Consider the following 21,917-nt stretch of genomic DNA (forward strand, 5'->3'; position numbering starts at 1 on the left):
GCGATGAGCGACACCGCCTGGGACACGTCGGCGATTCTCTCCGACACCAGCCTGTTCGGCCGCGTGCTGCACACGCTGATCGGCTATTCCGACCAGCCTTCGGTGCTGCAGGTCGTCGTCTACGCGGCCACGCTGGCGGCGATTTTCACCCTGACCAAGGCCTTCGCGCCGCGCACGATCGCGCGCCCGCCGCAGACGCCGCTGACGCAGAACGGTTGAGGCTTGCGCGGCGGCTCTCGACGCGGCAGGGTTCCCTCGCCTCAACCCGGAGCATTTCCGATGGCCCGTCTCGTTCGCCCGCTCGCCGCCGCCCTCGCTCTCTGCTGCCTGGCGCCGGCGCCGGCGCTGCTCGCGCCCGACGCCGCTGTGGCCCAAAACCAACCCGCCGCCGCGCCCGACGAGCCGATGAAGCAGATCGCGCTCACCGAGGCGCAGATCCAGGCCTATGTCGCCGCCGCGGCCGACATCGAGCCGATGCTCGACAAGCTTCCGCAAAACGATTCGGGCCAACTCGACGCCAAGGTCCTGACCCAGCTCGACGCGGCCGCCAAGAAGCATCAGTTCGCCTCGTTCGAGGATTACCAGGACGTCGCCGCCAACATCGGTCTGGTGATGGACGGGATCGACCCGCAGACGAAGAAATACGTCGGCGCCGACGTGATGCTGAAGACGCAGATCGCCGAGGTGCAGGCCGACGCGAAGATGCCTGCCGCCGACAAGAAACAGGCGCTCAGCGAGCTCAACGAAGCGCTGAAGTCGATCGATCCGGTCAAGAACGCCGGCAACATCGACCTCGTGATCAAATACTACGACAAGCTCGCCGCCGCCGAGCCGCCACAGAAATAGCGCTTCACGCTCCTTGCGCGACCGTGCGCAGGACGGCGCGAATCTGCGCAGCGAAATCGCGCTCGCCCGGCGCGTAGGCGCCGGCGATCGCCGCCGTGCCGATGGTGAAACCCGCCGCGCCGCCGGAGACCGCGGCGCGCACGCGTTCCGGCGCGTCGATCGAGCCGGCGACGATCACCGGCTTGTCGACCGCCGCGGTCACCGCGCGGATCAGATCGGGCGGATCGACGGCGCTGCGATAGGCGAGCAGGTCGAGCCCGTCGACGCCCTCGAGCGCAGAGAGCGCGCGCGCGCTGTCGACGATCGCGTCGCGCGTTCCCGCCAGCGCGCTCGGGTGGCCGACGATTTCGCCGGGAAACGGGGCATAGCGAAGGCCGGCGGCGCGGGCGATCGGCGCGACTTCGTCGGCGCGCACGCCGCCGAGCAGCCAATCGACGCCGAAGTCGGCCGCCGCCGCCGCGGAAGCGAGCTCGCTGTCGCGGTCGAGCGACACGACTTCGAGGAACGAGCGTCCGCCGCCGGCGCGGATCGCCTGCGCCAACTCGCGCAGCGCCGAGCGGGGCAGGCCGACGTCCTTGAAGCCGAGATTGACGACCCCGAGCGCCAGCGCCGCCTCGATATAGGCGCGCGCGTCGCTGAGCGTGACGTCGTCGCGCGTCGCCATGAAGATGAAACCGATCGACAGCGCCATGCGCCGCTCCGTTCGCGGCCGGACGCCGCCGCGCGGCTGCCCACGGCGATCCAGGCCTAGTGACCCGAAAGCCGAACAGCGCTTGGTCGCGGCGATCGGCCGCGCCCGGCGCTTTGTGTCGCCCTGGACGTCGGCGGCCTCAGGCCGCCCGCCGCGCGCCGGTCGCGCGCGACGCGCTTCGCCGGCACCTTAGCACGGGCGGAAATTTTCAGAAGCCGCCCGCCGCGTCGGCGCGTAAACGGCAAGCAGGGCGAGGCTCAGCACAAACGCCGCCGCCAGCGTTGCGATCGCGCCGAACAGGCTGCCCGTCAGCGTCTGCGTCCAGCCGATGAAGGTCGGGCTCAAGGCCGAGCCGGAGGCGCCGATGGCGCTGACGAGGGCGATGCCGCCGGCGCGCGCGCCGGCGCCGAAGACGACGGTCGGCACGGTCCAGAACAGGGCGAGATAGGCGAAGATGCCGACCGCCGCCACGGCGAGCAGTAGCATGGTCGCCGCGGGGCTATGGGCGGCGAGCGGCAGGGCGGCGAGCGCCGCGCCGGCGACCAGCCCTGAGCCGACGAGATGCCAGCGGCGCTCCTGCAGGCGATCGGAGCTCCAGCCGATCGTCGCCATGCCGAGCGCTCCGGCGACGAACACGGCCGCGCCGCGCCAGCCGATTTCCTGCAGGCTGTGCGCGCCGGCGTTGCGCAGCAGCGTCGGCACCCACAGCAGGAGAATGCTCTGGGTCGAATAGAAGGCGAAATAGACGAGGGCGAGGATGTAGGTGCGGCGGTCGCGCAAGGCCTCGCCAAAGTTGCCGCTCGCGCCGCGCTCGCCCGCCTCGGCGGCGAGGTCGGCGGCGATCGCGCGCTTCTCGTCGTCCGACAGGAAGCGCGCCGCAGCCGGCCGATCCGGCAGGATCAGCCAGGCGGCAAGCCCGAGCGCGATCGCCGGCGCGCCTTCGATCAGGAACAGCCAGCGCCAGCCCGCAAGTCCGCCGAGGCCCGCCATGCCGGCCATGATTGCGCTCGACAGCGGCGCGGCGAGCACGCCCGAGAGCGGCACGGCGAGCGCGAACAGCGACGTGATGCGCGCCCGCCAGGCGTTGGGAAACCACAGCGTCAGGTAGAACAGCACGCCAGGAAAGAAGCCGGCCTCCGCCACGCCGATCATGAAGCGGACGCCATAGAAGCTCCAACGGTCGGCGGCGAACGCCATCGCCATGGTGAAGACGCCCCACAGCGTCATGATGCGCAGCATCGTGACGGCGAGCCCGACCCGCTCGAGCATCAGGTTGCTCGGCACTTCGAACAGGATGTAGCCGATATAGAGAACGCCGGCCGCCATGCCGAACACCGACTCGTCGAAATGCAGGTCGGCCATGAACTGCAGCTTGGCGTAGCCGACGTTGAGCCGGTCGACCATCGCCACGACGTAGCAGACGAACAGGAAGGGAACGAGCGCGAACGCGACGCGGCGATAGAGCGCGTCGTTCGCGCCTGCGGCGGAAGGCGAATGCGGCATCGACCCGGCCCGACGACAGAACACGCCGGCAAAGGCCGGCTTTCGCGCGCCGTCCTACATCGATTGCCGCAACGGCACCGGCAAATTCGCCGACATGGTTGACCGCACTCGGCCTCAGCTCATCAACGGCCCCCACGAGGGGTCGCTGGCGTAGCCGGGGGTCGGCACCGGGAACTCGCCGTGGCCGAATATGTCGGCCATGAAGATCTTGGGCCCCGACTCGCCGCCCGGATCGCGGAAGAACATCACGAACAGGCCGTTGGGCGCGAAGGTCGGACCTTCGTTGAGGTAGCCTTCAGTGATGACGCGCTCCTTCGAACCGTCGGGCGCCATCACGCCGATGCCGAACTGGCCGCCCGCCTGGCGGGTGAAGGCGATCAGGTCGCCGCGCGGCGACCATGCCGGGGTCGAATAGCGCCCGTCGCCGAAGGAGATGCGGCGCGCGTCGCCCCCGCCCGCGCTCATGACGTAGATTTGCTGGGTGCCGCCGCGGTCGGATTCGAACGCGATCTGCTGGCCGTCGGGCGAGTAGCTCGGCGAAGTGTCGATGCTGCTGCCGTCGGTCAGCCGAGTCGTCGCGCGGCTCTTCAGATCCATCGTGTAGAGGTTGGACGACGAACCGTCGGACAGCGACAGGATCACCCGCTGGCCGTCAGGCGAGAAATGCGGCGCGAAGGTCATGCCGGGGAAATTGCCGACCACTTGGCGCTGGCCGGACTCGAGGTCGAGCAACGTCACGCGCGGCTCGTTGTCCTTGAAGGACATGTAGGCGACCGTCTGCGCCGAGGGCGAGAAGCGCGGCGTCACCACCAGCGTGTCGCCGGTGGTGAGGTATTTGACGTTGGCCCCGTCCATATCCATCACCGCCAGGCGCTTGCGGCGCTTTTCCTTCGAGCCGGTCTCGTCGACGAAGACGACGCGCGAGTCGAAGAAGCCCTTTTCGCCGGTGACGCGGGTGAACACTGCGTCGGCGATCAGATGGCCGACGCGACGGGCGTTGGCGGCGTCGGTCGTGTACTGCTGACCGGCGATCTGGGCGCCGGTCGCCACGTCCCACAGGCGGAACTGCGCCGTAATCTTGTCGCCGGCGGGCGCCACCCGGCCGGTCAGCACGAATTGCGCGTTGACCGTCTTCCAGGCGTCGACGTTCGGTCGCGCGTCCGGGTTGGTCACCGCCTCGGGAAAGCTGGTCGGATTGATCGGGGTGAGAAAGATCGAATGGGCGAAATCATTGGTCGTCACCGCGCCAATCTTTGCGTCGTCGCCGGCGAAGGGGGTCACCGCGATGTTGACGGGGGTGAAGTTCGCGCCGGCGCGCACGTAGACGTCGCCGGCGGCGTGCGCTCGTCCCAGCGTCATGGCGAGCGGCGCGGCGGCGGCGCAGGCGAGCAGCGAACGGCGGGTGAGGACGAATGAGCGGTTCATCGGCGTCGGTCTCTCCTGGCGGGTTCGTGAAGCCCGGGCGATCGGCGCCGCAAATAGCCTGCCGATCGGACGGCGGTGGGAAAGGTCGCACGCCGCTCCGACGGCGAGGCGCACGCTGCGGCCCGCCCGCTCATCCTAGCGCGCTCTGCGGGTCGAAGTGGACAGTCTTCGTTCGCCATTGCTCGAAATAGGGCGCGTATTGCGGCGGCACGCGCAGCGGGTTGCATTTCAGCACGGCGCGCACCGCACTTTCGGCGTGGGCGCGCCAGGCGGGGTCGGTCGGCGGATTGAGCAGCTCGGGCGTCGCGGCGAGCGTTCCGTCGGGATTGAAGTCGACCCGCACCTCGGCGATGTATCGATCGCCCTGCGGCATGGTCGGCGGCGGCGTCCAGCAATTGAGGTAGGCGTCGGTCAGCCAAGCGTCGAGCGCCGCGGCGAGCGAGGGCGACATGCGATCGGCGTGCTGATCGGGCAGGCCCTGCGGCGTCGCGCCGGTCGGCGTCGGATCGGCGTTCGTCTTGGTCTGGCCGATCAGTTTGGCGATGGCGCTGCGGTCGAACGACGGCTTCGTCGGCTTCGCCAACTCCTCCTTGTCCTTCTCGAGGATCTTGGCGAACGGATCGACCTTCGGCTTCGGCGGCGGCGTCTCCTTCGGCCGGATCGGCGGCGCCGGCGCCGGCGATTCCTCGGCGGTCGGTTTGGGCGGCGGCGCGGGCGGCGGCGGCTCCGGCTTGGCCGGCGCCGGTTCGGCCGGCGGCGGCGGCGGCGGCGGAGTCTCGACGGTCTTGAGGTCGGGCGGCGGCGGGGGCGGCGTGGGCGCCGGCTGCGGGTCGGCGGCGGCCTGGCGCTGCGGCGGCTGAGGCGGCGGCTCCTTCATCGGCTTGGCGTCGCGCTCGCCCTTCATGATCTGGTTGAACTGGCTCTGGCTCACCGATTCGACCGGAATCGACTCGCCGGCGTCCTCGAACTTCGGCGCGAACGAGAAGCCGAAAACCAGGAACGCCAGCAGCGCCGCATGCATCGCGGCGGAAGCGTAGAGGCCCGCTTTCGTCGGCTGGTCGTTCACGCCAAGCCTCGCCTAAGGCTTGTTGTCGGGCTCGGTGACCAGAGCGACCTTCTTGAAGCCGGCCGCGGTCACCGCGCCCATGATCTGGGCGACGCGGCCGTAGGTCACGACCTTCGACGCGCGCAAATAGATGCGCTGGTCGGTCGAGCCGCCGGAGAGTTCCTGCAGCTTGGCGGTCAGGTCGGCGTCGGCGATCGGCTGGTCCATCAGGAACAGCTGACCCTGTTCGTTGAGGCTGACCGCGATCGGTTTCTGATCGACGTTGAGCGCGCTCGCCTTGGCCTGCGGCAGGTCGACCGAGACGCCGCTGGTCAGCAGCGGCGCGGCGACCATGAAGATGATGAGCAGCACCAGCATGACGTCGATGAACGGCGTCATGTTGATGTCGGCCATGGCGCCGTAGCGCGGCACCCCGCGCCGTCCGCGCGAACTCTTGCGCGCCCCGCCGATTGCTGCGCCCATGGGCCCGACCTCCTCTCGCTTTCGTCAGGCCGCCTTGTCGCCCGAAAGATGCGTGTCGATCTGCCGCGACAGGATCGACGAGAATTCGTCGGCGAAGCTTTCCATCCGCGCCTGCGCCCGCGCGACGTCGCCCTGAAACTTGTTGTAGGCGATCAGCGCCGGGATGGCGGCGAACAGGCCGATGGCCGTCGCCAGCAACGCCTCGGCGATGCCCGGCGCGACGACGGCGAGCGAGGTGTTCTTGGAGGCGGCGATCGAGCGGAACGAGGTCATGATGCCCCAGACCGTGCCGAACAGGCCGACGAACGGACCGGCCGAGGCGACGGTGGCGAGGAACAGCAGGTTCGATTCCAGCCGCTCGACCTCGCGGGAGATCGACACGTCGAGCACCTTGTCGAGACGCGCGTGCAGACCGGCGAACGAGGCGGCCGGGGTCTGAAACGAGCGCTTCCACTCGCGCATCGCCGAAATGAACAGGCTCGCCGCGCCGGAATTGGGCCGCTGCGACAGCGAGGCGTAGAGCTCCTCGAGCGACTGGCCGGACCAGAAGACCTGCTCGAAGCTCTCCATCGCGCGCCGGAACTTGGCGAACAGCAACGTCTTGTTGACGATGATGGTCCAGCTCCAGAACGAGGCCGCAAGCAGACCGAGCATGACGATCTTGACCACGATATGCGCCGACCAAAACATCGACAGCAGCGTCGTTTCCGGGTCGGCGGCGACGGCGGTCGCAGCGTCGGTTGCGTTCATGGCGGAGGGGACCTCGTCAAGGCGGGAGGGACGGCGTTCATCTTCGAGCCCGGCGACCGGCGGTCTGCACCGGAAATGGGCCGAAACTTGGGCTTGCGCGACAGCTCCGCCGCGCGGACGGAGGGCAGACAGGCGACGAATTTGACGATCACGGTTCTCACTTGCTCGGGGTTTTGGACCGCTCCAGGCGGCTGACCGGCGTCGGAACCGCTCGTAAATGGAGTTTAATCATTCGCAAAAGACCCCGATAGGGTTAAGTTCCGGTTAGCAGCGGCGTTCCCGTCCTTGACGCGGCTTGCATTTTTCACGGCGTGGGCCTCAGCATGGGGCTGCGGTCAGGCGTCCGGCCGCGATTCGCGTCGGGCGCGCCCCGGCAGTTCCGAAAAGCCCGCAAAGGTCCCTGCGCTATGAAGCGTCCGTCCCGTTCGTTCGTCGTGGAGGTCCGTCGGCAGCGGCGTCCGCCGGGCGAGCCGGCCCCTTCCTGGACCGAAGAGCTGCAGAAACCACAGCCAAAACCGCAGCCAAACGTCGCGGCGCGCGAAGCGGAACCGCCTCCTCGGTCGGTCGCCGAGGCCGCGACCCTGCCGGCGCGTCCGACTGGGCGCATTCTGCCGAGCCTGATCGAGGCGGCGACGCCCGCCGCGCCGCCGACAGCGGCCAGGCCGCCGAAGCCCGCCAAGACGGCAAAGCCCGCCAAGACGCGAGCGCAGCGCCGCGGCGCCCAGGCCTCCGCGCCGCAGCCGATTCGCGTCGCCGAGCCGCCGTTGGCGGTCGCTGCGCCGCCGCCGGTCGCCGACCGGGCGGCCGAGACCCCGGACCAGGATCGTTCGGCGCGTCATCGCCGCATCCTCGCCCGCTACGTCTTCGGCGACGCGTCCAAGCCCGGCGAACGCTGGAAGCGGCGCCTGCGCGACAACAAGTCGTAAGATTCGCCGCGCCTCAATCGCGACGCATCGTCACACCGCGCCCGGCGAGCGGAGGCGCTGCGACGTCGCGCTGCGCCGTGGCGAGCGCCTCGAGCGCAGAGCGCGTCTCCGCCCGCCAATCGGCGACGCGCGGCGTCGCGCCGCTGCGATCGATCGACAGCAGCGTCTGTTCGCTGGCGGCGAGCGCGACGCCGCCGCGGCTGAACATTTCGAGCCAGACGCGCAGACGTTTGTCGTCATGCTCGAGCAGCCGGACGCTGACCGCCAGCGCATCGCCCGCCACGGCTTCGGCAAAATATCTGTGCATAGCTTGCGCGGTGTAGAGCGTGCGACGGCTCGCCTTGCGCTGCGCGGCGTCGAGGCCGATGCGGTCCATCAACGCGTCGACCGCGCGACTGAACACCAGCGCATAGGCGGCGTCGCTCATATGGTCGTTGTCGTCGATCCATGCCGCGTCGACGTGCGTTTCGTAGACGAGCAGGGTTTCGCCGCGATGCATGGCGACCTCCTCTGCGGCCGCGGCCGGTCGTCGCAGCCCCTTCCCGCCATTTCACCACAGCCTCGAACGGTTCGACAAGGCGGACGGAGGCGAAGCTGACCGTCGGCTGACGCGATCTGTCAGGTTCCCGCGGGCGGAGCCTTGTTAACCCTTTTTTCCGTCGACGGCTGGTCGATGCGAAAGGGGAGAAACGAGGCGTCGGTATTTGCGTGGACCGCGACCATACGACGTCGCCGTTCGATCGACCTGTCCGCTCGCCCCCGATGAGCGGAGAGCCCTAACGGGAGGCGATCGGCGCGCCGGGCTCAGTCAGCGGCCGTGTTCTGTGTTCCCCTCTTCAAGCGTTCCCAAGAGGGGGGCGCCGCGATCGAGAATCGTCCCGGCTGCGCAGCCGCAGTCGCCTTGCCGCGACGGTTCCCGCATTTCGCGCCCGAGGGCGCCCGCAAGAACGTCCCAGGGGCTCCCTCCTCCGTCCCGCAAGCGGAGGAGGGGGCTGCGCGTCCGCGCGGCGGCGCCGGAAAGAGTCGTACAAACGCGTTCTTGTCGTCAGACGCGAGGAGCCACTAGAGTGGAGCCCATTCGCCTTGTCGGTCCGTCAACGAAAGCCCCGCGTCTTGAGATTCCGCTCTGCGGCATTCAGACCTGTCGCGCTCAGCGTGATGCTGACGTTCGCCGTCGCGCAGGCGGTCGTCTGCGCGCAGCCAGCATGGGCGCAGGATAATGGCGGCGGCGATAGCGGCGCCGGCGCCCCCCGCCCGACCCCGAGCCCGCACGATCAATGGTTCGGCGCGGCAGGGCAGCGCTGGTTGACGAATTCGGCGGCGCGCCTCACCGCACCTTTGCGCGTCTTCCTCAAGCGCACCCAGCGCGCCTCGGCTCACGCTGCCTCCGACCTGGTCAAGACCGGCCAGACGACGATCAGCGCGCCGCTGAACTGGCTCGCCGGGAAGGTCAAGACGTCGCCGGACGATCAGGACAAAGCGATGGCGGCGGTGCGCAGCGGCGAGATCGTGCCGCTGGCGAGCGTGCTCAAGACGGTGGAGAAATCCGTGCCGGGCGACGTCCTCAATGTCGACTTGTCTCATGACGTCGTCGGGTCATGGAACTACAAGATCACCGTCCTGACGCCGCAAGGCTACTATCGCGACGTCAACGTCGACGCCGGCAGCAACAACGTCACGTCGATCAGGCCTCATTGATGCGCGCGCTTGTGGTTGAAGACGAGGCTCAGATCGCCGCTGAGATTTGCGCCCATCTGACTCAGGCTGGCTATATCGTGGAGACCTGCGCCGACGGCGAGGAAGCCTGGTCGCGCGCGGGAACCGAAGACTTCGACGGGATCATCCTCGACCTCGGCCTGCCGCGGCTCGACGGCCTGTCGGTAGTGCGCCAGTTGCGCGCCGCCGGGGTGACGACGCCGATCCTGGTGCTGACGGCGCGCGGCACCTGGACCGAAAGGGTCGCCGGCATCGACGCCGGCGCCGACGACTACCTGCCCAAACCGTTCCAGCCGGAAGAACTGGTCGCGCGCCTCGGCGCGATCATTCGCCGCTCGACCGGCCACACCACCCCCACGCTCGAGGCGGGTCCGCTGCGGGTCGATACGCGGCGGATGATGACCACCGTCAACGGCGCGCCGGTCTCGCTGTCGCTGCTCGAATTCCGCGCGTTGCGCTATCTTATCCACAACAAAGGTCGGCCGGTGTCGCAATTCGAACTCGGCGAGCACGTCTACGGCGCCGACCAGGAGCCGGGCTCCAACGCGCTCGAAGTGCTGATCGCCCGGCTGCGGAAGAAGATTGGCGGCGAGCTCATCGAGACCCAGCGAGGTTATGGCTACCTCATCCGCGGCTGAACCCAGATCCGAGCCGGCCGAGCCGCGGCCGACGTCGATTCGCCTGCGCCTGCTGGCGCTCGCCGCCCTGTCGATCGCCGCGACGCTGACGGTCGCCGGCCTGTCGTTCGGCTATATTTTCGAGGATCACATCGAGCGGCTGATGGAGCAGGAGCTCGAGGTGCGTTGGCGCGAACTCGCCGGCGCGGTCGCGCTGGGCGAAGACCGCAAGCCGATCTTGACCCACGACCTCACCGATCCGCGCTATCAATTGCCGGCCAGCGGCGCCTATTGGCGCGTCGCCGAAGGCGACACGGTGTGGATGCGCTCGCGCTCGCTGTGGGACCAGGATCTCGAACCGGAGGCGACGGTTCATCTCTCGCCGACCGGGCAGGCGATCGAACGTCGCGGACCCAACGACTCCACCGTCTACATGATGGAGCGCGAAGTGCGGTTCGACGGCGACGGCGCCCCGCGCGTCTTCCGCCTCGCCGTGGCGCTCGACACCGCGCCGATCGGCGCGCTGCGGCGCTCCTTCGTCACCGACGTCGCCATCGCGCTCGGCCTGATCGGTCTGGTGCTGTTCGCCGGCGCCTGGCTGCAGGCGAGCGTCGGCCTGTCGCCGCTGCGTCGCCTTCGCGACGACCTCGCGCGCGTCCATCGCGGCGCCAAGCCGCGCCTGGCCGGCCGCTTCCCGTCCGAAGTCGCGCCGCTGGCGAGCGACCTCAATCGCCTGCTCGACCGCCAAGAACAGCTCGTGCACAAGGCGCGCGACCGCGCCGGCGATCTCGCCCACGGCTTCAAGACGCCGCTGACCATCCTGCAGGGCGAAGCGAGGCGGCTCGAAGCCGCCGGCAGCTTCGAATCGGCGGCGCTGGTCAAGCAGCAGGTCGAGATGATGCGTCGCCATGTCGACCGCGAGCTGGCGCGCGCGCGCACCATCGGCGCGACCGCGGCGGCCGGCACGCTCACCGACGCGCGTCGCTCGGTCGAGCGACTGATCGACCTCGTCGGCCGCATGCCGCACGGCGAGGCGATCGCCTGGAACAATCGCGTCGACGCGGCGCTGAGGCCGCGCATGGATGCGGACGATTTCGGCGAGGTGATGGGCAATCTGCTCGACAACGCGCGCAAATGGGCGCGATCGCAGGTGCAGATCCTCAGCGAATGGCGCGCCGGCGCCGCCCAGTTCATCGTCGACGACGACGGGCCGGGCGCGCCGGAAGCGGTGCGCGCCGCCGCGCCGCGCCGCGGCGAGCCGACCAACGGCGACGACGACGAGAGCACCGGCCTCGGGCTGGCGATCGTCGCCGACGTGCTCGCCCAATACGGCTCGACGCTGACGATCGAGGCTTCGCCGCTCGGCGGCTGCCGAGCGCGCTTCGCCGCGCCGACCTGAATCGCCCCGCTTAGCGAAGAAACGCCTCGCTCCCGCCGCGATCCTCAGCGTAGAAGACCCGCCGCGACCGGCGGCCCTCGCCGGCCCGGAGGATCGAGGAGCGAATGGCGGACGACCAAGAGGCGGACCGCTTTTCCGCGCGAGCGCGCCGCTACGCCAATCTCGGCGTCAGCGCCGGCGCCTTTGCCGCGCGCGCCGGCGCGCGGCGGCTGGTCGGCGGCGAGAGCGCCGACACCGCGCGCGACCTCGCCCAGGCGCTCGGCGCGCTCAAAGGGCCGCTGATGAAGGTCGCGCAGATGATGGCGACCATCCCCGAGGCCCTGCCCGCCGACTACGCCGAGCAGCTCATCAGTCTGCAATCGCAGGCGCCGCCGATGGGCGCAGCCTTCGTGCGCCGACGCATGCAGGCCGAGCTCGGCCCAGATTGGCGCGCCCGCTTCGCCGAATTCGACCTCGCGCCGGCCGCCGCCGCTTCGCTCGGTCAGGTCCATCGCGCCAAGGGCCTCGAGGGCGAAGACCTCGCCTGCAAGCTGCAATATCCGGACATGGCCTCGACGGTCGAAGTCGACATCGGCCAGCTCGAATTCCTGTTGAAGTTCCACCGCCGCATGGGGCCGGCGATCGACGCCAGCGAGATCGCGATCGAAATCGCCGCGCGCCTGCGCGAAGAGCTCGACTATGAGCGCGAGGCCAAGCTGACGCGGCTCTATGGCGCGATGCTCGCCGACCGACCGCGCGTGCGAACGCCGGCCGTGTTCGAGGCGCTTTCGACGCGCCGGCTGCTGACCCAGGAATGGCTCGAGGGCGAGCCGGTCACGCGCTTCGATCGCGCCGAGGCCGCGACCCGCAACGCGATCGCGCTCGGCCTGTTCGAGGCGTGGTGGCGGCCGTTCTCCCGCTTCGGAATCATCCACGGCGACCCCCATCTCGGCAATTATTCGGTGGTCATGCGCGGCGCCGAAGACGCGCGCGAAGTCGAAGCGATCAACCTCTACGACTACGGCTGCGTGCGCATTTTTCCCCCGACCTTCGTCGGCGGCGTCGTCGACCTCTACCGCGGCCTGGCCGACGGCGACGAAAGCCGCGTCGTCCACGCCTACGAAAGCTGGGGCTTCGTCAACCTTTCGCGCGCGACCGTCGACGCGCTCAATATCTGGGCGCGCTTCATCTACGGGCCGCTGACCGACGACCGCGTCCGCACCATCGCCGACGGCGTCAAACCAGGGGAATACGGCCGGCGCGAGATCGCTGCCGTGATGCAGGCCCTGAAAGCCCAAGGCGGCGCGCTGAAGGTGCCGCGCGAATTCGTCTTCATGGATCGCGCCGCGATCGGGCTCGGCGGCGCATTCCTCAGGCTCGGCGCGGAACTGAACTTCCATCGCCTGTTCGAGGATACGATCGAAGGATTCGAAGCGACGGCGCTGGCGACGCGGCAGGCGGAGGCGCTCGAGCGCGTCGCGCTCGCCTGAAATGCGAAAAGGCCCCGCTCGGGCGAGCGGGGCCTCTTCCTCGGGCCGCCTCGGGGGAGGACGGCGGCCCAAGCCGAATAGGCTGAGCGTCGCCGTGGGAGGGGCGGCGGCGCTCGCCGGCTCAGTAGCAGACGTTGACCGGGCGCGTGCCGACGTAGCGGCCCCAGGCGTCGTACATCGCCCGCGGCTGCCAGCAGTTGTCGCCGCTGGGGCCGGGGCCGTAGTAGGGGCCGGGCCCGTAATACGGCCCCTGATTGGCGATCGCCGCGCCGGCGATCACGCCGCCGAGAATGCCGAGGCCGACCGCCGGGCCCCACCAACCGCCGCGCCAATGGCCGCCGTAATAGCCGGGATGATGCCAGACGCCGGGCGGCGGCCCAGCCTCGGCGGGCGCGGTCGTCGAAACCGCGACGCCGGCCCCGAGGGCGAGCGCCGCGACCGCGGCGATCGCGGTTTTCTTCAAGCTTGCGTTCATATCTTCCTCCAGCTCTCTTCCCTCGCGCCGATCGGTTCGGCGCGGATGTCTGCTGCGCCAGATCGCTGCGGTGTCCCCGACGCTCGAGAAGAATGGTCGGTCGAGAACCCGGCGAGCATGAGCCAGAAAAACGGCGGCTCGGCGCCCTTCGCGACGCAGGAGTAAAAATATCGCGAGCGCAGCGTGGTTTTCTGAACGTCCGTTCAGACAAGGCCTTACGTCCCCGCACGCGCGGGCCCGCGCTTCAATTCATCGTCGGAATGACGAAGCTCGCGCCGTCCTTGACGCCCGAGGGCCAGCGCGACGTCACCGTCTTGGTCTTGGTGTAGAAACGGAACGCGTCGGGGCCGTGTTGGTTGAGGTCGCCGAAGCCGGAGCGCTTCCAGCCGCCGAATGTGTGGTAGGCGACCGGCACCGGAATCGGCACGTTGACGCCGACCATGCCGACCTGGACCTTGGCGGCGAAGTCGCGCGCGGCGTCGCCGTCGCGGGTGAAAATCGCGACGCCGTTGCCGTATTCGTGGTCGTTGCACAGGCCGAGCGCCTCGTCGTAGCCGCTGGCGCGGACGACCGACAGCACCGGACCGAAGATCTCTTCCTTGTAGATGCGCATGTCCTTGGTCACCTGATCGAACAGGCTGCCGCCGATGTAGAAACCGTTCTCGTAGCCCTGCATCGTGAAGCCACGGCCGTCGACCAGCAGCTTGGCGCCTTCCTTCACCCCGAGGTCGATGTAGCCCTTCACCTTTTCCAGATGGGCGCGCGTCACCACCGGGCCGAAATCGGCGCTGGAATCGGTCGACGGCCCGACCCTCAGCCCCTCAACGCGCGGGATCAGCCGCTTGACCAGTTCGTCGGCGGTCCTCTCGCCGACCGGCACCGCCACCGAGACCGCCATGCAGCGCTCGCCCGCCGCGCCGTAGCCGGCGCCGATCAGGGCGTCGACCGCCTGATCCAAGTCGGCGTCGGGCATCACCACCATGTGGTTCTTGGCGCCGCCGAAGCATTGCACGCGCTTGCCCGTCGCCGTGCCGCGCGCATAGATGTACTCGGCGATCGGCGTCGAGCCGACGAAGCCGATCGCCTTGATGTCGGGATCGTCGAGGATGGCGTCGACCGCCTCCTTGTCGCCGTTGACGACGTTGAGGATGCCGGGCGGGCCGCCCGCTTCGACGAACAGTTCGGCCAGCCGCATCGGCACGCCGGGATCGCGCTCGGACGGCTTGAGGATGAAGGCGTTGCCGCAGGCGATCGCCGGCGCGAGCTTCCACAGCGGGATCATCGCCGGGAAATTGAACGGCGTGATGCCGGCGACGACGCCGAGCGGCTGGCGCATCGAGTAGACGTCGATGCCGGGGCCGGCGCCGTCGGTGAACTCGCCCTTCAACAGATGCGGCGCGCCGAACGACATTTCGAGCACCTCGACGCCGCGCTGGATGTCGCCCTTGGCGTCGATCAGCGTCTTGCCGTGTTCGCGGGCGAGGATGTCGGCGAGCTCGTCCATGTGCCTGCCGATCAGCGCGTTGAACTTCATCAGCACGCGCGCTCGGCGCTGCGGGTTCGTCGCCGCCCAGGCCGGCTGCGCCGCCTTGGCGTCCTCGACCGCCGCCCGCATCTCCGCCTTTGAGGCGAGCGCCACCCGGCCGCGCACCGTCCCGTCCATCGGCTGGAACACTTCGCTGGTCCGGCCGGATGTGCCGGCGACATGCTTGCCGCCGATGAAATGCCCGTAGTCGATCATGGCTCGCTCTCCCTGACGCCTGTCGTTTCCCGATTTATGCGCAATGATTTCCTGCACAGCAATCGCCGCTTTCGCGCAACGACTGTGCAGAATTGTGCTAAGGTCCGGCGATGGACTGGGACAATGTCCGCGTCTTCCTGGCGGTGGCGCGCGCCGGGCAATTCGTCGCCGCGGCGCGGCGGCTCAGGCTCGACCACGCGACGGTGAGCCGCCGCGTCGCCGCGCTCGAAGCGGCGCTCGGGGCGCGGCTGTTCGAGCGACTGACCACCGGCGCGCGGCTGACGACTTCTGGAGAGCGCTTTATCGCCGCAGCCGAAGAGATGGAGAGCGCCTTCCTGCAAGCCCAGGCGGAGGTCTCCGGCGTCGACGTCGAACTCAGCGGCGACGTGCGCATCGGCGCGCCGGACGGCTTCGCCACCTATTACCTCGCCGAGGCTCTGCGCGATTTCGTCGCGCGCAATCCCGGTCTGCGCCTGCAGCTCGCGCCGGCGCCGCAGCTCACCCCGCTGGCGCGGCGCGAGGTCGACGTCGTCGTCGGCCTCGACAAGCCGGAGGAAGGCCGCTTCGTCGCCCGCAAGCTGACCGACTACAGCCTCGGAATCTACGCCAGCGCCGCCTATCTCGCCGAGCGCGGCGCGCCGCGCGCGGTCGACGACCTCGCCGACCATCGCCTGATCGGCTACATTGAGGAATACGCGTTCTCCGGCGCGCTCGACTACGTGCGCGAGCTCTATGGCGGCGCGCCGACCATTTTCGAATGCGCGAGCGCGGCGACCCAGTTCGAGGCTCTGCGCGCGGGGCTCGGCCTCTGCGTCGTCCACGATTACATCGCCCGCCGCTTCCCCGATCTGAAGCCGGTGCTGCCCGGACGGCGCGCGAAGCGAGCCTATTGGCTCGTCACCCACCAGGACACCAGCGGCCTCGGCCGCATCCGCGCCGTCTGCGAGCACCTGATCGCCTGCGTGACGCGGGATAAGGCGATGTTCGTGTAATCCTTCCTTCCTCTGTTCGGAGGAAGGTTACGCCCAGGTCCCGATGTCGACCGGCAGGCGGCGATTGCCCCAGGCGCCGGGCGCGGGCGCGAAGCGGCCGGCGAGCTTGGTTCCGCAGCGCCGGCACGCGCCCTGGCCATCGAGCCCATAGGCTGCGATCGCGTAACCTTCGCGGCGGATCAGCGGCGCGCCGCAACCGGCGCAATAGGTCGTTTCGCCGTCGCGGTCGCGGACGTTGCCGACATAGACATGCTTGAGCCCGTTGGCCCTGCCCTGGTCGCGCGCGCGCATCAGCGTCGCCTTGGGCGTCGGCGGATGGTCGAGCAGCCGGTAATCGGGATGGAAGGCGGAAAAATGCAGCGGCGTCTCGGCGCCGAGTTCGTCCGCCACCCAGCGCGTCAGCGCGTCGATCTCCTCGGGCGAATCATTCTCGCCGGGGATCAGCAGCGTGGTGATCTCCAGCCAGACCTCGGTCTCGCGGCGGAGATATTTCAGCGTATCGAGCACCGGCTCGAGCCGCGCGGCGGCGAGGCGATGATAGAAGTCGTCGGAGAACGCCTTGAGGTCGACGTTGGCGGCGTCGACGCCGGCGAAGAATTCGGCGCGCGGCCGCGGATGCATGTAGCCGGCCGTCACCGCGACCGTCTTGACGCCCACCGCATGGCAGGCGGCGGCGGCGTCGATCGCGTATTCGTAGAAGATGACGGGGTCGTTGTAGGTGAAGGCGACCGAGGCGCAGCCGAGTTCGGCGGCGGCGCGCGCGATCGCTTCCGGCGAAGCGCGCTCGGCGCTGGTCTCGACCTCGCGGCTCTTGGAGATCTCGTGGTTCTGGCAGAAGGCGCAGGCGAGGTTGCAGCCCGCCGTGCCGAAGGAGAGAACCGACGTGCCGGGCAGGAAGTGGAACAGCGGCTTCTTCTCGATCGGGTCGACACAGAAGCCCGACGACAGGCCATCGGTCGTCAGGACCATATGGCCGTCGACGTTTTGCCGCACGTAGCACAGGCCGCGCTGGCCGGGGCCGATCTTGCAGGCCCGGGGGCAGACCTCGCACAGGATGCGCCCATCGGCGAGCGGGCGCGTATAATGATCGACGACTCGCATGGCAGGGTCCATTCCTCGCCAGTCGAGATTATATATGGGGACGGGCCCGGCGCCTTGGGAAGGCGCGGCGGCCCGCCGCGGAGGCAAAATGACCGCCTCGACCCGCGCGCGCGCCGCGCATCCCGCCCAGGTGGCGGGGATGTTCTATCCCGCCGATCCCGCCGCCTTGAGCGCCGCGCTCGACGCCGCCTTCGCCGCCGCCCCGCCCGGCCCGTTCCGGGCCAAGATGGTCGTCGTCCCCCACGCCGGGATCGCGTTTTCCGGCCTCGTCGCCGCCAAGGCGCTACGCGCCCTCGACGCGCCGAAGCGGCTGAAGCGAATCGTCATCCTCGGCCCCAATCACCGCGTTCCGCTCGACGGAATCGCGCTCCATCCGGCCGAAGCCTGGGCGACCCCGCTCGGAATCGCGCCGGTCGCCGAGGACGCGGCGCGGGCCATCCTGTCGCTCGACGGGGTCGAAGTCGACGCGCGGCCGTTCGCCGGCGAGCACAGTCTCGAAATGCCGCTGATCTTCGTCCAGCGCCTGCTGCCTTGGGTCGAAATCGTCCCGGTGCTGGTCGGCGCCGCCGAGCCGGCTTTGGTCGAGGAGGCGGTCGAGCGCCTGTGGGGCGGACCGGAAACGGCGATCTGCCTCTCGTCCGACCTGTCGCATTTCCTTTCCGCCCCGGCGGCGCGCGGGCGCGACGACGCGACCCGGGCCAAGATCGAGCGCGGCGCGTGGAGCGAACTCCAGCCCGGCGACGCCTGCGGCTACGCTGCGCTGCGCGGCGCGATCCGCGTCGCCGAGGCGCGCGGCATGCGCGCGACCGGCATCGCCTTTGCGACTTCCGACCAAGCGGGTGCCCCAAGCGAGCGCGTCGTCGGCTACGGCGCCTTCGCCTTCGAGGAAGCGGACGCGGCGCGGCTCGCCGATTCCGACCGCGCGCGCCTCTTCGCCGTCGCCGCCGCAAGCCTCGACTTCGCCGCCGCGCATGACGGCGAAGCGCCCGAAATCGCGCTCGGCGCCGACGTTTCCCCCGCCCTCTCCGCCCAGCGCGCGAGTTTCGTCACGCTCGAGCGCGAGGGACGTTTACGCGGTTGCATCGGCTCGCCGGCGCCGCGCATGAACCTCGCCCGCGACGTCGCGGCCAACGCGGTCGCCGCCGGCTTCGGCGATCCGCGTTTCGCCGCGTTGAAGGCGCGCGAGCTCGCCGAACTGACGATCTCGATCTCGGTGTTGTCGCCGGCGACGCCGCTCGCCTTGGCCGACGAAGACGAATTGATCGCCAGGCTGCACCCCGGCCGCGACGGGCTGATCCTGCGCGAGCGCGGCGCCAGCGCGTTGTTCCTGCCGAGCGTGTGGAGCGAGCTGCCCGACCGGCGCGAATTCGTGCGTCAGCTGAAGCGCAAGATGGGCCGCGCGGCCGACCACTGGTCGGCGTCGATGCGCGCCTGGCGCTTCACTGCGGAGAGCTTCGAGGCGCCCTTCGCCAAAGCGAAGGCGGGCGATCTCGATGGGATCGCGCTGCGGCAGGAGTAAAGCCCTTGTAGGCGCGGCCGCTGGCCGCGCCCGTCAAACGACGGCGCTTCGCGCCGGACGCGGTCGATGCCCGCGTCTACAAGAGGTCGCGATCGCCCCTCGCATCACCGCGACAGCCTGAGGCTCGCCCAACCTTCGAGGTCGATGCGTTCGCGCAGGAAGAATCCTTGCGCGCGCCAAGCGGCGAGCACGCCGGGGACGTCCGCATAGAGCAGTCCGGAGACGATCGCGTCGCCGTCGCGCGCCGTGACCGCCGCCAGCGACGGCGCGAGCCGGCGCAGCGGCTTGGCGAGGATGTTGGCGAACACGACGTCGTAGCGCGCGCCCTCGCGCATGCGCAGGTTCTCGACGCCGCGCGACAGCAGCGGCTTGCAGTGCGCGGCGACGCCGTTGAGGCGCGCGTTGGCGTTGGCGACTTCGACTGCGACCGGATCGAGATCGCCGAGCCAGACCTTGCGCCTGAGGACTTTCGCCGCGGCGATGGCGAGCACGCCGGCGCCGCAGCCGACGTCGAGCACTTTGCGCGGCCGCCGGCGCTTCAGCAGGCGGTCGAAATGCAGCAAGCAGCCGCGGGTCGTGCCGTGATGGCCGGTGCCGAAGGCGAGGCCGGCCTCGATCTCGATCCCGACGTCGTTGGCCTTGAGCGCAGCGCGGTCGTGCGCGCCATGGACGAGGAAGCGCCCTGCCCTCACCGGCGCGAGGCCAGCGAGCGAATTGGCGACCCAGTCGCGCTTCTCGGTCAGGCCGAATTCGACCCGCCGCGCCGTGTCTTCGTCCGCCGCTGCAGCGACGAGTTCGCGCAACGATTCCTCATCCGGCGCGAAGCCGAAATAGGCTTCGACCAGCCACGCCTTGCCGCCGCCCGGCCATGGCTCTTCCGTCTCGAACGCCGTCGCCGCCGCTTCCGCCGGTTCGAAGCTTTCGACGATCAGATCGGCGACGGCGCGCGCCCGCTTCTCGTCGGCGACGAGCCGCAGAAGATGCGCGGCGTTGTTGGGAGGCAGGCCTTCGAGCATTGCGGTCCTTCGCGCGTCCTTCCCCCGCAAGGGGGTAAGGGAAACGGCCCCCTACCACGCCGCCCTACCGCCCGCCACCTTCGTGGAAGAAGTCGTAGATGCGCTTGGCGGTGGCGGCGTTGAGGCCGGGGGTCTTTTCGAGGTCGGAAAGCCCAGCGTTGGCGACGTCCTTGGCCGAGCCGAAGGCGTGCAGCAGCGCGCGCTTGCGCGCCGGGCCGATGCCGGGGATCTCGTCGAGCGAACTCTTGACGAAATCCTTCTTGCGCCGGGCGCGGTGCGCGCCGATGGCGAAGCGGTGCGCCTCGTCGCGCAGCCGCTGGACGAAGAACAGCGCCGGATCGCGCGGCGCGAGCTTGAACGGCTCGCGGCCATGGATGAAGAAGGTCTCGCGGCCGGCGTTGCGGTCGGGCCCCTTGGCGATCGAAGCGAGCGCGACGCCCTCGACGCCGAGCTCGGCGAACACCTGCCGCGCCGCCTCGAGCTGGCCGCGCCCGCCGTCGACGACGACGAGGTCGGGCCGATCGGGAAAGGCGTCGCGCCGATCCTCCTCATCCTGAGCCGCCGGTGAGACTGCCGCGCCGCGATCCTCCTCATCCTGAGCCGCCGGCGCAGCCGGCGAGTCGAAGGACGAGGAGGCGCGCTTCGGCGCCGGATTGGCCGCTTCCTCCCCTTCCCTCGTCCTTCGAGACGCGCCCTCCGGGCGCTCCTCAGGATGAGGGAAGGTTGTGGCGCGGGCCTCTGCGCGCGCGGGCGGGGACGCCCGCGCCACGCGTTGCGCCTGTTCTCTAACGAGCCGCGCGAAGCGGCGCGTCAGCACCTCGCGCATCATCGCGTAGTCGTCGCCCGGCGTCAGGCTCGCGCTCTTGATGTTGAAGGTGCGGTACTGGTTTTTGACGAAACCCTCCGGCCCGGCGACGATCATCGCGCCGATCGCGTTGGTCCCCATGATGTGCGAATTGTCGTAGACCTCGATCCGCCGCGGCGCCGCTGCGAGGCCGAAGGCGGCGGCGAGCGCTTCGAGCAGCTTCGCCTGGCTCGCCGCTTCGGCGAGCTTGCGCGACAGCGCCTCGCGCGCGTTGCGCAGCGCGTTGTCGACGAGCTCCTTCTTTTCGCCGCGGCGCGGCGCGCCGATAGCGATGCGATGGCCGGCGCGCGCGCTGAGGATCTGGCGTAGCGAGTCGCGCGAGGCGACCTCGTGGCTGAGCAGCACCAGCCGCGGCGCCGGCCGTTCGAGGTAGAACTGGGCGAGGAAGGAATCGAGCACCTCGGCGGCTTCGAGCGTGCGGTCGGCGCGCGGAAAATAGGCGCGGTTGCCCCAGTTCTGATAGGTGCGGAAGAAGAACGCCTCGATGCAGAACTGGCCCGCCTCCTCGGCGATGGCGAAGACGTCGGCTTCCGGCACCGAACGCGGGTTGACGCTCTGCTCGCCCTGGATCGCCGACAGCGACGAGATGCGGTCGCGCAAGCGGGCCGCCTTTTCGAAGTCGAGCGTCTCGGCCGAAGCGGTCATGTCGCGGGCGAGCTTCTGGCGGATGGCGCGGCTGCGGCCGGAGAGGAAGTCGCGCGCCTGCGCCACCAGCTCGGCATAGTCGGCCGGCGCGATCTCACCGGTGCACGGCGCCGAGCAGCGCTTGATCTGGAACAGCAGGCACGGCCGGGTGCGGTTGTCGTAATAGCTGTCGGAGCAGGTGCGCAGCAGGAACGCGCGCTGCATGGCGTTGAGCGTGCGCCCGACCGCGCCGGCGCTGGCGAACGGGCCGAAATAATCGCCGCGAATCGAGCGCGCGCCGCGATGCTTCATCAGCCGCGGCGCTTCGTGACCGGCGGCGATCAGGATATAGGGGAAGCTCTTGTCGTCGCGCAGCAGCACGTTGTAGCGCGGCTTGAGTTGCTTGATGTAGTTGGCTTCGAGCAGCAGCGCCTCGGCCTCGGTCTCGGTGGTGACGAACACCATCGACACGGTCTGGGCGACCATGCGGGCGATGCGGATCGATTGGCGCTCCGGCGTCGTGTAGGCCTGCACCCGCTTCTTGATCGAGCGCGCCTTGCCGACATAGAGCACCTCGCCGTCGGCGCCGATCATGCGGTAGACGCCGGGGCCGAGCGGCGCGTGCCTCCAGAACGACTTGACCACCGCCGCGCCGCGCGCCAGCGACCCCGGCTCGGCCGGCGCCTCTTCGAGCGCGAGTTCGAGCGGCGGCGA

The 21,917-nt window shown here is 69.6% G+C and carries 20 protein-coding genes and 1 pseudogene; 9 read left to right on the top strand and 12 right to left on the bottom strand.

Annotated elements, in window-relative coordinates:
- Nucleotides 1–219: pseudogene (locus ABSF49_RS09905) on the top strand (FTR1 family iron permease); the annotation flags it as partial.
- Nucleotides 220–279: 60 nt separating this feature from the next.
- Entirely contained in the window at nt 280–846 is a 567-nt protein-coding gene (locus ABSF49_RS09910) for a hypothetical protein (protein ID WP_424112488.1), read from the top strand.
- A gap of 4 nt (nt 847–850) precedes the next feature.
- Here ABSF49_RS09910 and ABSF49_RS09915 read toward each other — a convergent pair whose 3' ends face one another.
- From ABSF49_RS09915 to tolQ, 6 genes are all read right to left on the bottom strand, one after another.
- Nucleotides 851–1,537, bottom strand: a complete 687-nt coding sequence (locus tag ABSF49_RS09915) for a 4-hydroxythreonine-4-phosphate dehydrogenase (RefSeq protein ID WP_424112489.1) — start codon at nt 1,535–1,537, stop codon at nt 851–853.
- A gap of 189 nt (nt 1,538–1,726) precedes the next feature.
- Nucleotides 1,727–3,040 (bottom strand): MFS transporter, encoded by a 1,314-nt coding sequence (locus ABSF49_RS09920; RefSeq protein WP_424112490.1) that lies wholly within the window; start codon nt 3,038–3,040, stop codon nt 1,727–1,729.
- Between the two features lie 114 nt (nt 3,041–3,154).
- Nucleotides 3,155–4,465 (bottom strand): Tol-Pal system beta propeller repeat protein TolB, encoded by a 1,311-nt coding sequence (gene tolB / locus ABSF49_RS09925; RefSeq protein ID WP_424112491.1) that lies wholly within the window; start codon nt 4,463–4,465, stop codon nt 3,155–3,157.
- Nucleotides 4,466–4,595: 130 nt separating this feature from the next.
- Nucleotides 4,596–5,531, bottom strand: coding sequence for a hypothetical protein (locus ABSF49_RS09930; RefSeq protein ID WP_424112492.1), 936 nt, complete (start codon nt 5,529–5,531; stop codon nt 4,596–4,598).
- A 12-nt stretch (nt 5,532–5,543) separates the two neighbouring features.
- Complete coding sequence (gene tolR / locus ABSF49_RS09935) at nt 5,544–5,993, bottom strand: protein TolR (RefSeq protein WP_424112493.1); 450 nt, start codon at nt 5,991–5,993, stop codon at nt 5,544–5,546.
- Nucleotides 5,994–6,017: 24 nt separating this feature from the next.
- Nucleotides 6,018–6,743, bottom strand: a complete 726-nt coding sequence (gene tolQ / locus ABSF49_RS09940; RefSeq protein WP_424112494.1) for a protein TolQ — start codon at nt 6,741–6,743, stop codon at nt 6,018–6,020.
- Between the two features lie 407 nt (nt 6,744–7,150).
- On the opposite strand from tolQ, the gene ABSF49_RS09945 reads away from it, so the two are divergent.
- A complete protein-coding gene (locus ABSF49_RS09945) occupies nt 7,151–7,669 on the top strand; it encodes a flagellar biosynthesis protein FlhF (protein WP_424112495.1) in 519 nt (172 codons plus the stop codon).
- A gap of 13 nt (nt 7,670–7,682) precedes the next feature.
- Here the strand turns inward: ABSF49_RS09945 and ABSF49_RS09950 are convergent, their stop codons facing one another.
- Entirely contained in the window at nt 7,683–8,168 is a 486-nt protein-coding gene (locus ABSF49_RS09950) for a thioesterase family protein (protein WP_424112496.1), read from the bottom strand.
- A gap of 659 nt (nt 8,169–8,827) precedes the next feature.
- Here ABSF49_RS09950 and ABSF49_RS09955 point away from each other — a divergent pair.
- The 4 genes from ABSF49_RS09955 (at nt 8,828) to ABSF49_RS09970 (ending at nt 12,870) form a co-directional block, all read left to right on the top strand.
- On the top strand, nt 8,828–9,367 hold the full coding sequence (locus tag ABSF49_RS09955) for a PepSY domain-containing protein (protein ID WP_424112497.1): 540 nt from the start codon (nt 8,828–8,830) through the stop codon (nt 9,365–9,367).
- Nucleotides 9,367–10,023, top strand: a complete 657-nt coding sequence (locus ABSF49_RS09960; protein WP_424112498.1) for a response regulator transcription factor — start codon at nt 9,367–9,369, stop codon at nt 10,021–10,023. Before ABSF49_RS09955 ends, ABSF49_RS09960 begins: the two co-directional genes overlap by 1 nt.
- Nucleotides 10,001–11,401: an ATP-binding protein gene (locus ABSF49_RS09965; protein ID WP_424112499.1), complete on the top strand. Its 1,401-nt coding sequence runs from the start codon at nt 10,001–10,003 to the stop codon at nt 11,399–11,401. Before ABSF49_RS09960 ends, ABSF49_RS09965 begins: the two co-directional genes overlap by 23 nt.
- Before the next feature lie 104 nt (nt 11,402–11,505).
- Nucleotides 11,506–12,870 (top strand): ABC1 kinase family protein, encoded by a 1,365-nt coding sequence (locus tag ABSF49_RS09970; RefSeq protein WP_424112500.1) that lies wholly within the window; start codon nt 11,506–11,508, stop codon nt 12,868–12,870.
- 121 nt (nt 12,871–12,991) lie between these two features.
- Here the strand turns inward: ABSF49_RS09970 and ABSF49_RS09975 are convergent, their stop codons facing one another.
- Both ABSF49_RS09975 and ABSF49_RS09980 read right to left on the bottom strand, forming a co-directional pair.
- Nucleotides 12,992–13,345: a hypothetical protein gene (locus ABSF49_RS09975; RefSeq protein ID WP_424112501.1), complete on the bottom strand. Its 354-nt coding sequence runs from the start codon at nt 13,343–13,345 to the stop codon at nt 12,992–12,994.
- Between the two features lie 244 nt (nt 13,346–13,589).
- Entirely contained in the window at nt 13,590–15,086 is a 1,497-nt protein-coding gene (locus ABSF49_RS09980) for a CoA-acylating methylmalonate-semialdehyde dehydrogenase (protein ID WP_424112502.1), read from the bottom strand.
- A 110-nt stretch (nt 15,087–15,196) separates the two neighbouring features.
- Here ABSF49_RS09980 and ABSF49_RS09985 point away from each other — a divergent pair, with 110 nt between their 5' ends.
- The gene (locus ABSF49_RS09985; RefSeq protein ID WP_424112503.1) at nt 15,197–16,078 is read left to right on the top strand and encodes a LysR family transcriptional regulator; all 882 of its coding nucleotides are present in this window, start codon (nt 15,197–15,199) and stop codon (nt 16,076–16,078) included.
- 27 nt (nt 16,079–16,105) lie between these two features.
- Here ABSF49_RS09985 and amrS read toward each other — a convergent pair whose 3' ends face one another.
- The gene (gene amrS, locus ABSF49_RS09990) at nt 16,106–17,179 is read right to left on the bottom strand and encodes an AmmeMemoRadiSam system radical SAM enzyme (protein WP_424112504.1); all 1,074 of its coding nucleotides are present in this window, start codon (nt 17,177–17,179) and stop codon (nt 16,106–16,108) included.
- Between the two features lie 88 nt (nt 17,180–17,267).
- Between amrS and amrB the strand changes: the two genes are divergently transcribed.
- A complete protein-coding gene (gene amrB, locus ABSF49_RS09995; protein ID WP_424112505.1) occupies nt 17,268–18,698 on the top strand; it encodes an AmmeMemoRadiSam system protein B in 1,431 nt (476 codons plus the stop codon).
- A 104-nt stretch (nt 18,699–18,802) separates the two neighbouring features.
- On the opposite strand, the gene ABSF49_RS10000 is transcribed toward amrB, so the two are convergent.
- A complete protein-coding gene (locus tag ABSF49_RS10000; protein WP_424112506.1) occupies nt 18,803–19,714 on the bottom strand; it encodes a 50S ribosomal protein L11 methyltransferase in 912 nt (303 codons plus the stop codon).
- A gap of 64 nt (nt 19,715–19,778) precedes the next feature.
- Nucleotides 19,779–21,917, bottom strand: a 2,139-nt coding sequence (uvrC, locus tag ABSF49_RS10005) for an excinuclease ABC subunit UvrC (RefSeq protein ID WP_424112507.1), incomplete at its 5' end; no start/stop codon positions are given.

Origin of the sequence: Roseiarcus sp. (genome assembly GCF_049514155.1) — a bacterium.
Taxonomy (GTDB): Bacteria; Pseudomonadota; Alphaproteobacteria; order Rhizobiales; family Beijerinckiaceae; genus Roseiarcus.

Bases quoted from the DNA above. Each gene is read 5' to 3' on its own strand.
- tolB (WP_424112491.1), bottom strand. From the start codon at position 4,465: ATGAACCGCTCATTCGTCCTCACCCGCCGTTCGCTGCTCGCCTGCGCC.
- amrB (WP_424112505.1), top strand. From the start codon at position 17,268: ATGACCGCCTCGACCCGCGCGCGCGCCGCGCATCCCGCCCAGGTGGCG.
- ABSF49_RS09980 (WP_424112502.1), bottom strand. From the start codon at position 15,086: ATGATCGACTACGGGCATTTCATCGGCGGCAAGCATGTCGCCGGCACA.
- ABSF49_RS09910 (WP_424112488.1), top strand. From the start codon at position 280: ATGGCCCGTCTCGTTCGCCCGCTCGCCGCCGCCCTCGCTCTCTGCTGC.
- tolQ (WP_424112494.1), bottom strand. From the start codon at position 6,743: ATGAACGCAACCGACGCTGCGACCGCCGTCGCCGCCGACCCGGAAACG.
- amrS (WP_424112504.1), bottom strand. From the start codon at position 17,179: ATGCGAGTCGTCGATCATTATACGCGCCCGCTCGCCGATGGGCGCATC.
- ABSF49_RS09960 (WP_424112498.1), top strand. From the start codon at position 9,367: ATGCGCGCGCTTGTGGTTGAAGACGAGGCTCAGATCGCCGCTGAGATT.
- ABSF49_RS09975 (WP_424112501.1), bottom strand. From the start codon at position 13,345: ATGAACGCAAGCTTGAAGAAAACCGCGATCGCCGCGGTCGCGGCGCTC.
- ABSF49_RS09985 (WP_424112503.1), top strand. From the start codon at position 15,197: ATGGACTGGGACAATGTCCGCGTCTTCCTGGCGGTGGCGCGCGCCGGG.
- ABSF49_RS09915 (WP_424112489.1), bottom strand. From the start codon at position 1,537: ATGGCGCTGTCGATCGGTTTCATCTTCATGGCGACGCGCGACGACGTC.
- ABSF49_RS09950 (WP_424112496.1), bottom strand. From the start codon at position 8,168: ATGCATCGCGGCGAAACCCTGCTCGTCTACGAAACGCACGTCGACGCG.
- ABSF49_RS09945 (WP_424112495.1), top strand. From the start codon at position 7,151: ATGAAGCGTCCGTCCCGTTCGTTCGTCGTGGAGGTCCGTCGGCAGCGG.
- ABSF49_RS09970 (WP_424112500.1), top strand. From the start codon at position 11,506: ATGGCGGACGACCAAGAGGCGGACCGCTTTTCCGCGCGAGCGCGCCGC.
- tolR (WP_424112493.1), bottom strand. From the start codon at position 5,993: ATGGGCGCAGCAATCGGCGGGGCGCGCAAGAGTTCGCGCGGACGGCGC.
- ABSF49_RS09955 (WP_424112497.1), top strand. From the start codon at position 8,828: ATGCTGACGTTCGCCGTCGCGCAGGCGGTCGTCTGCGCGCAGCCAGCA.
- ABSF49_RS09965 (WP_424112499.1), top strand. From the start codon at position 10,001: ATGGCTACCTCATCCGCGGCTGAACCCAGATCCGAGCCGGCCGAGCCG.
- ABSF49_RS10000 (WP_424112506.1), bottom strand. From the start codon at position 19,714: ATGCTCGAAGGCCTGCCTCCCAACAACGCCGCGCATCTTCTGCGGCTC.
- ABSF49_RS09920 (WP_424112490.1), bottom strand. From the start codon at position 3,040: ATGCCGCATTCGCCTTCCGCCGCAGGCGCGAACGACGCGCTCTATCGC.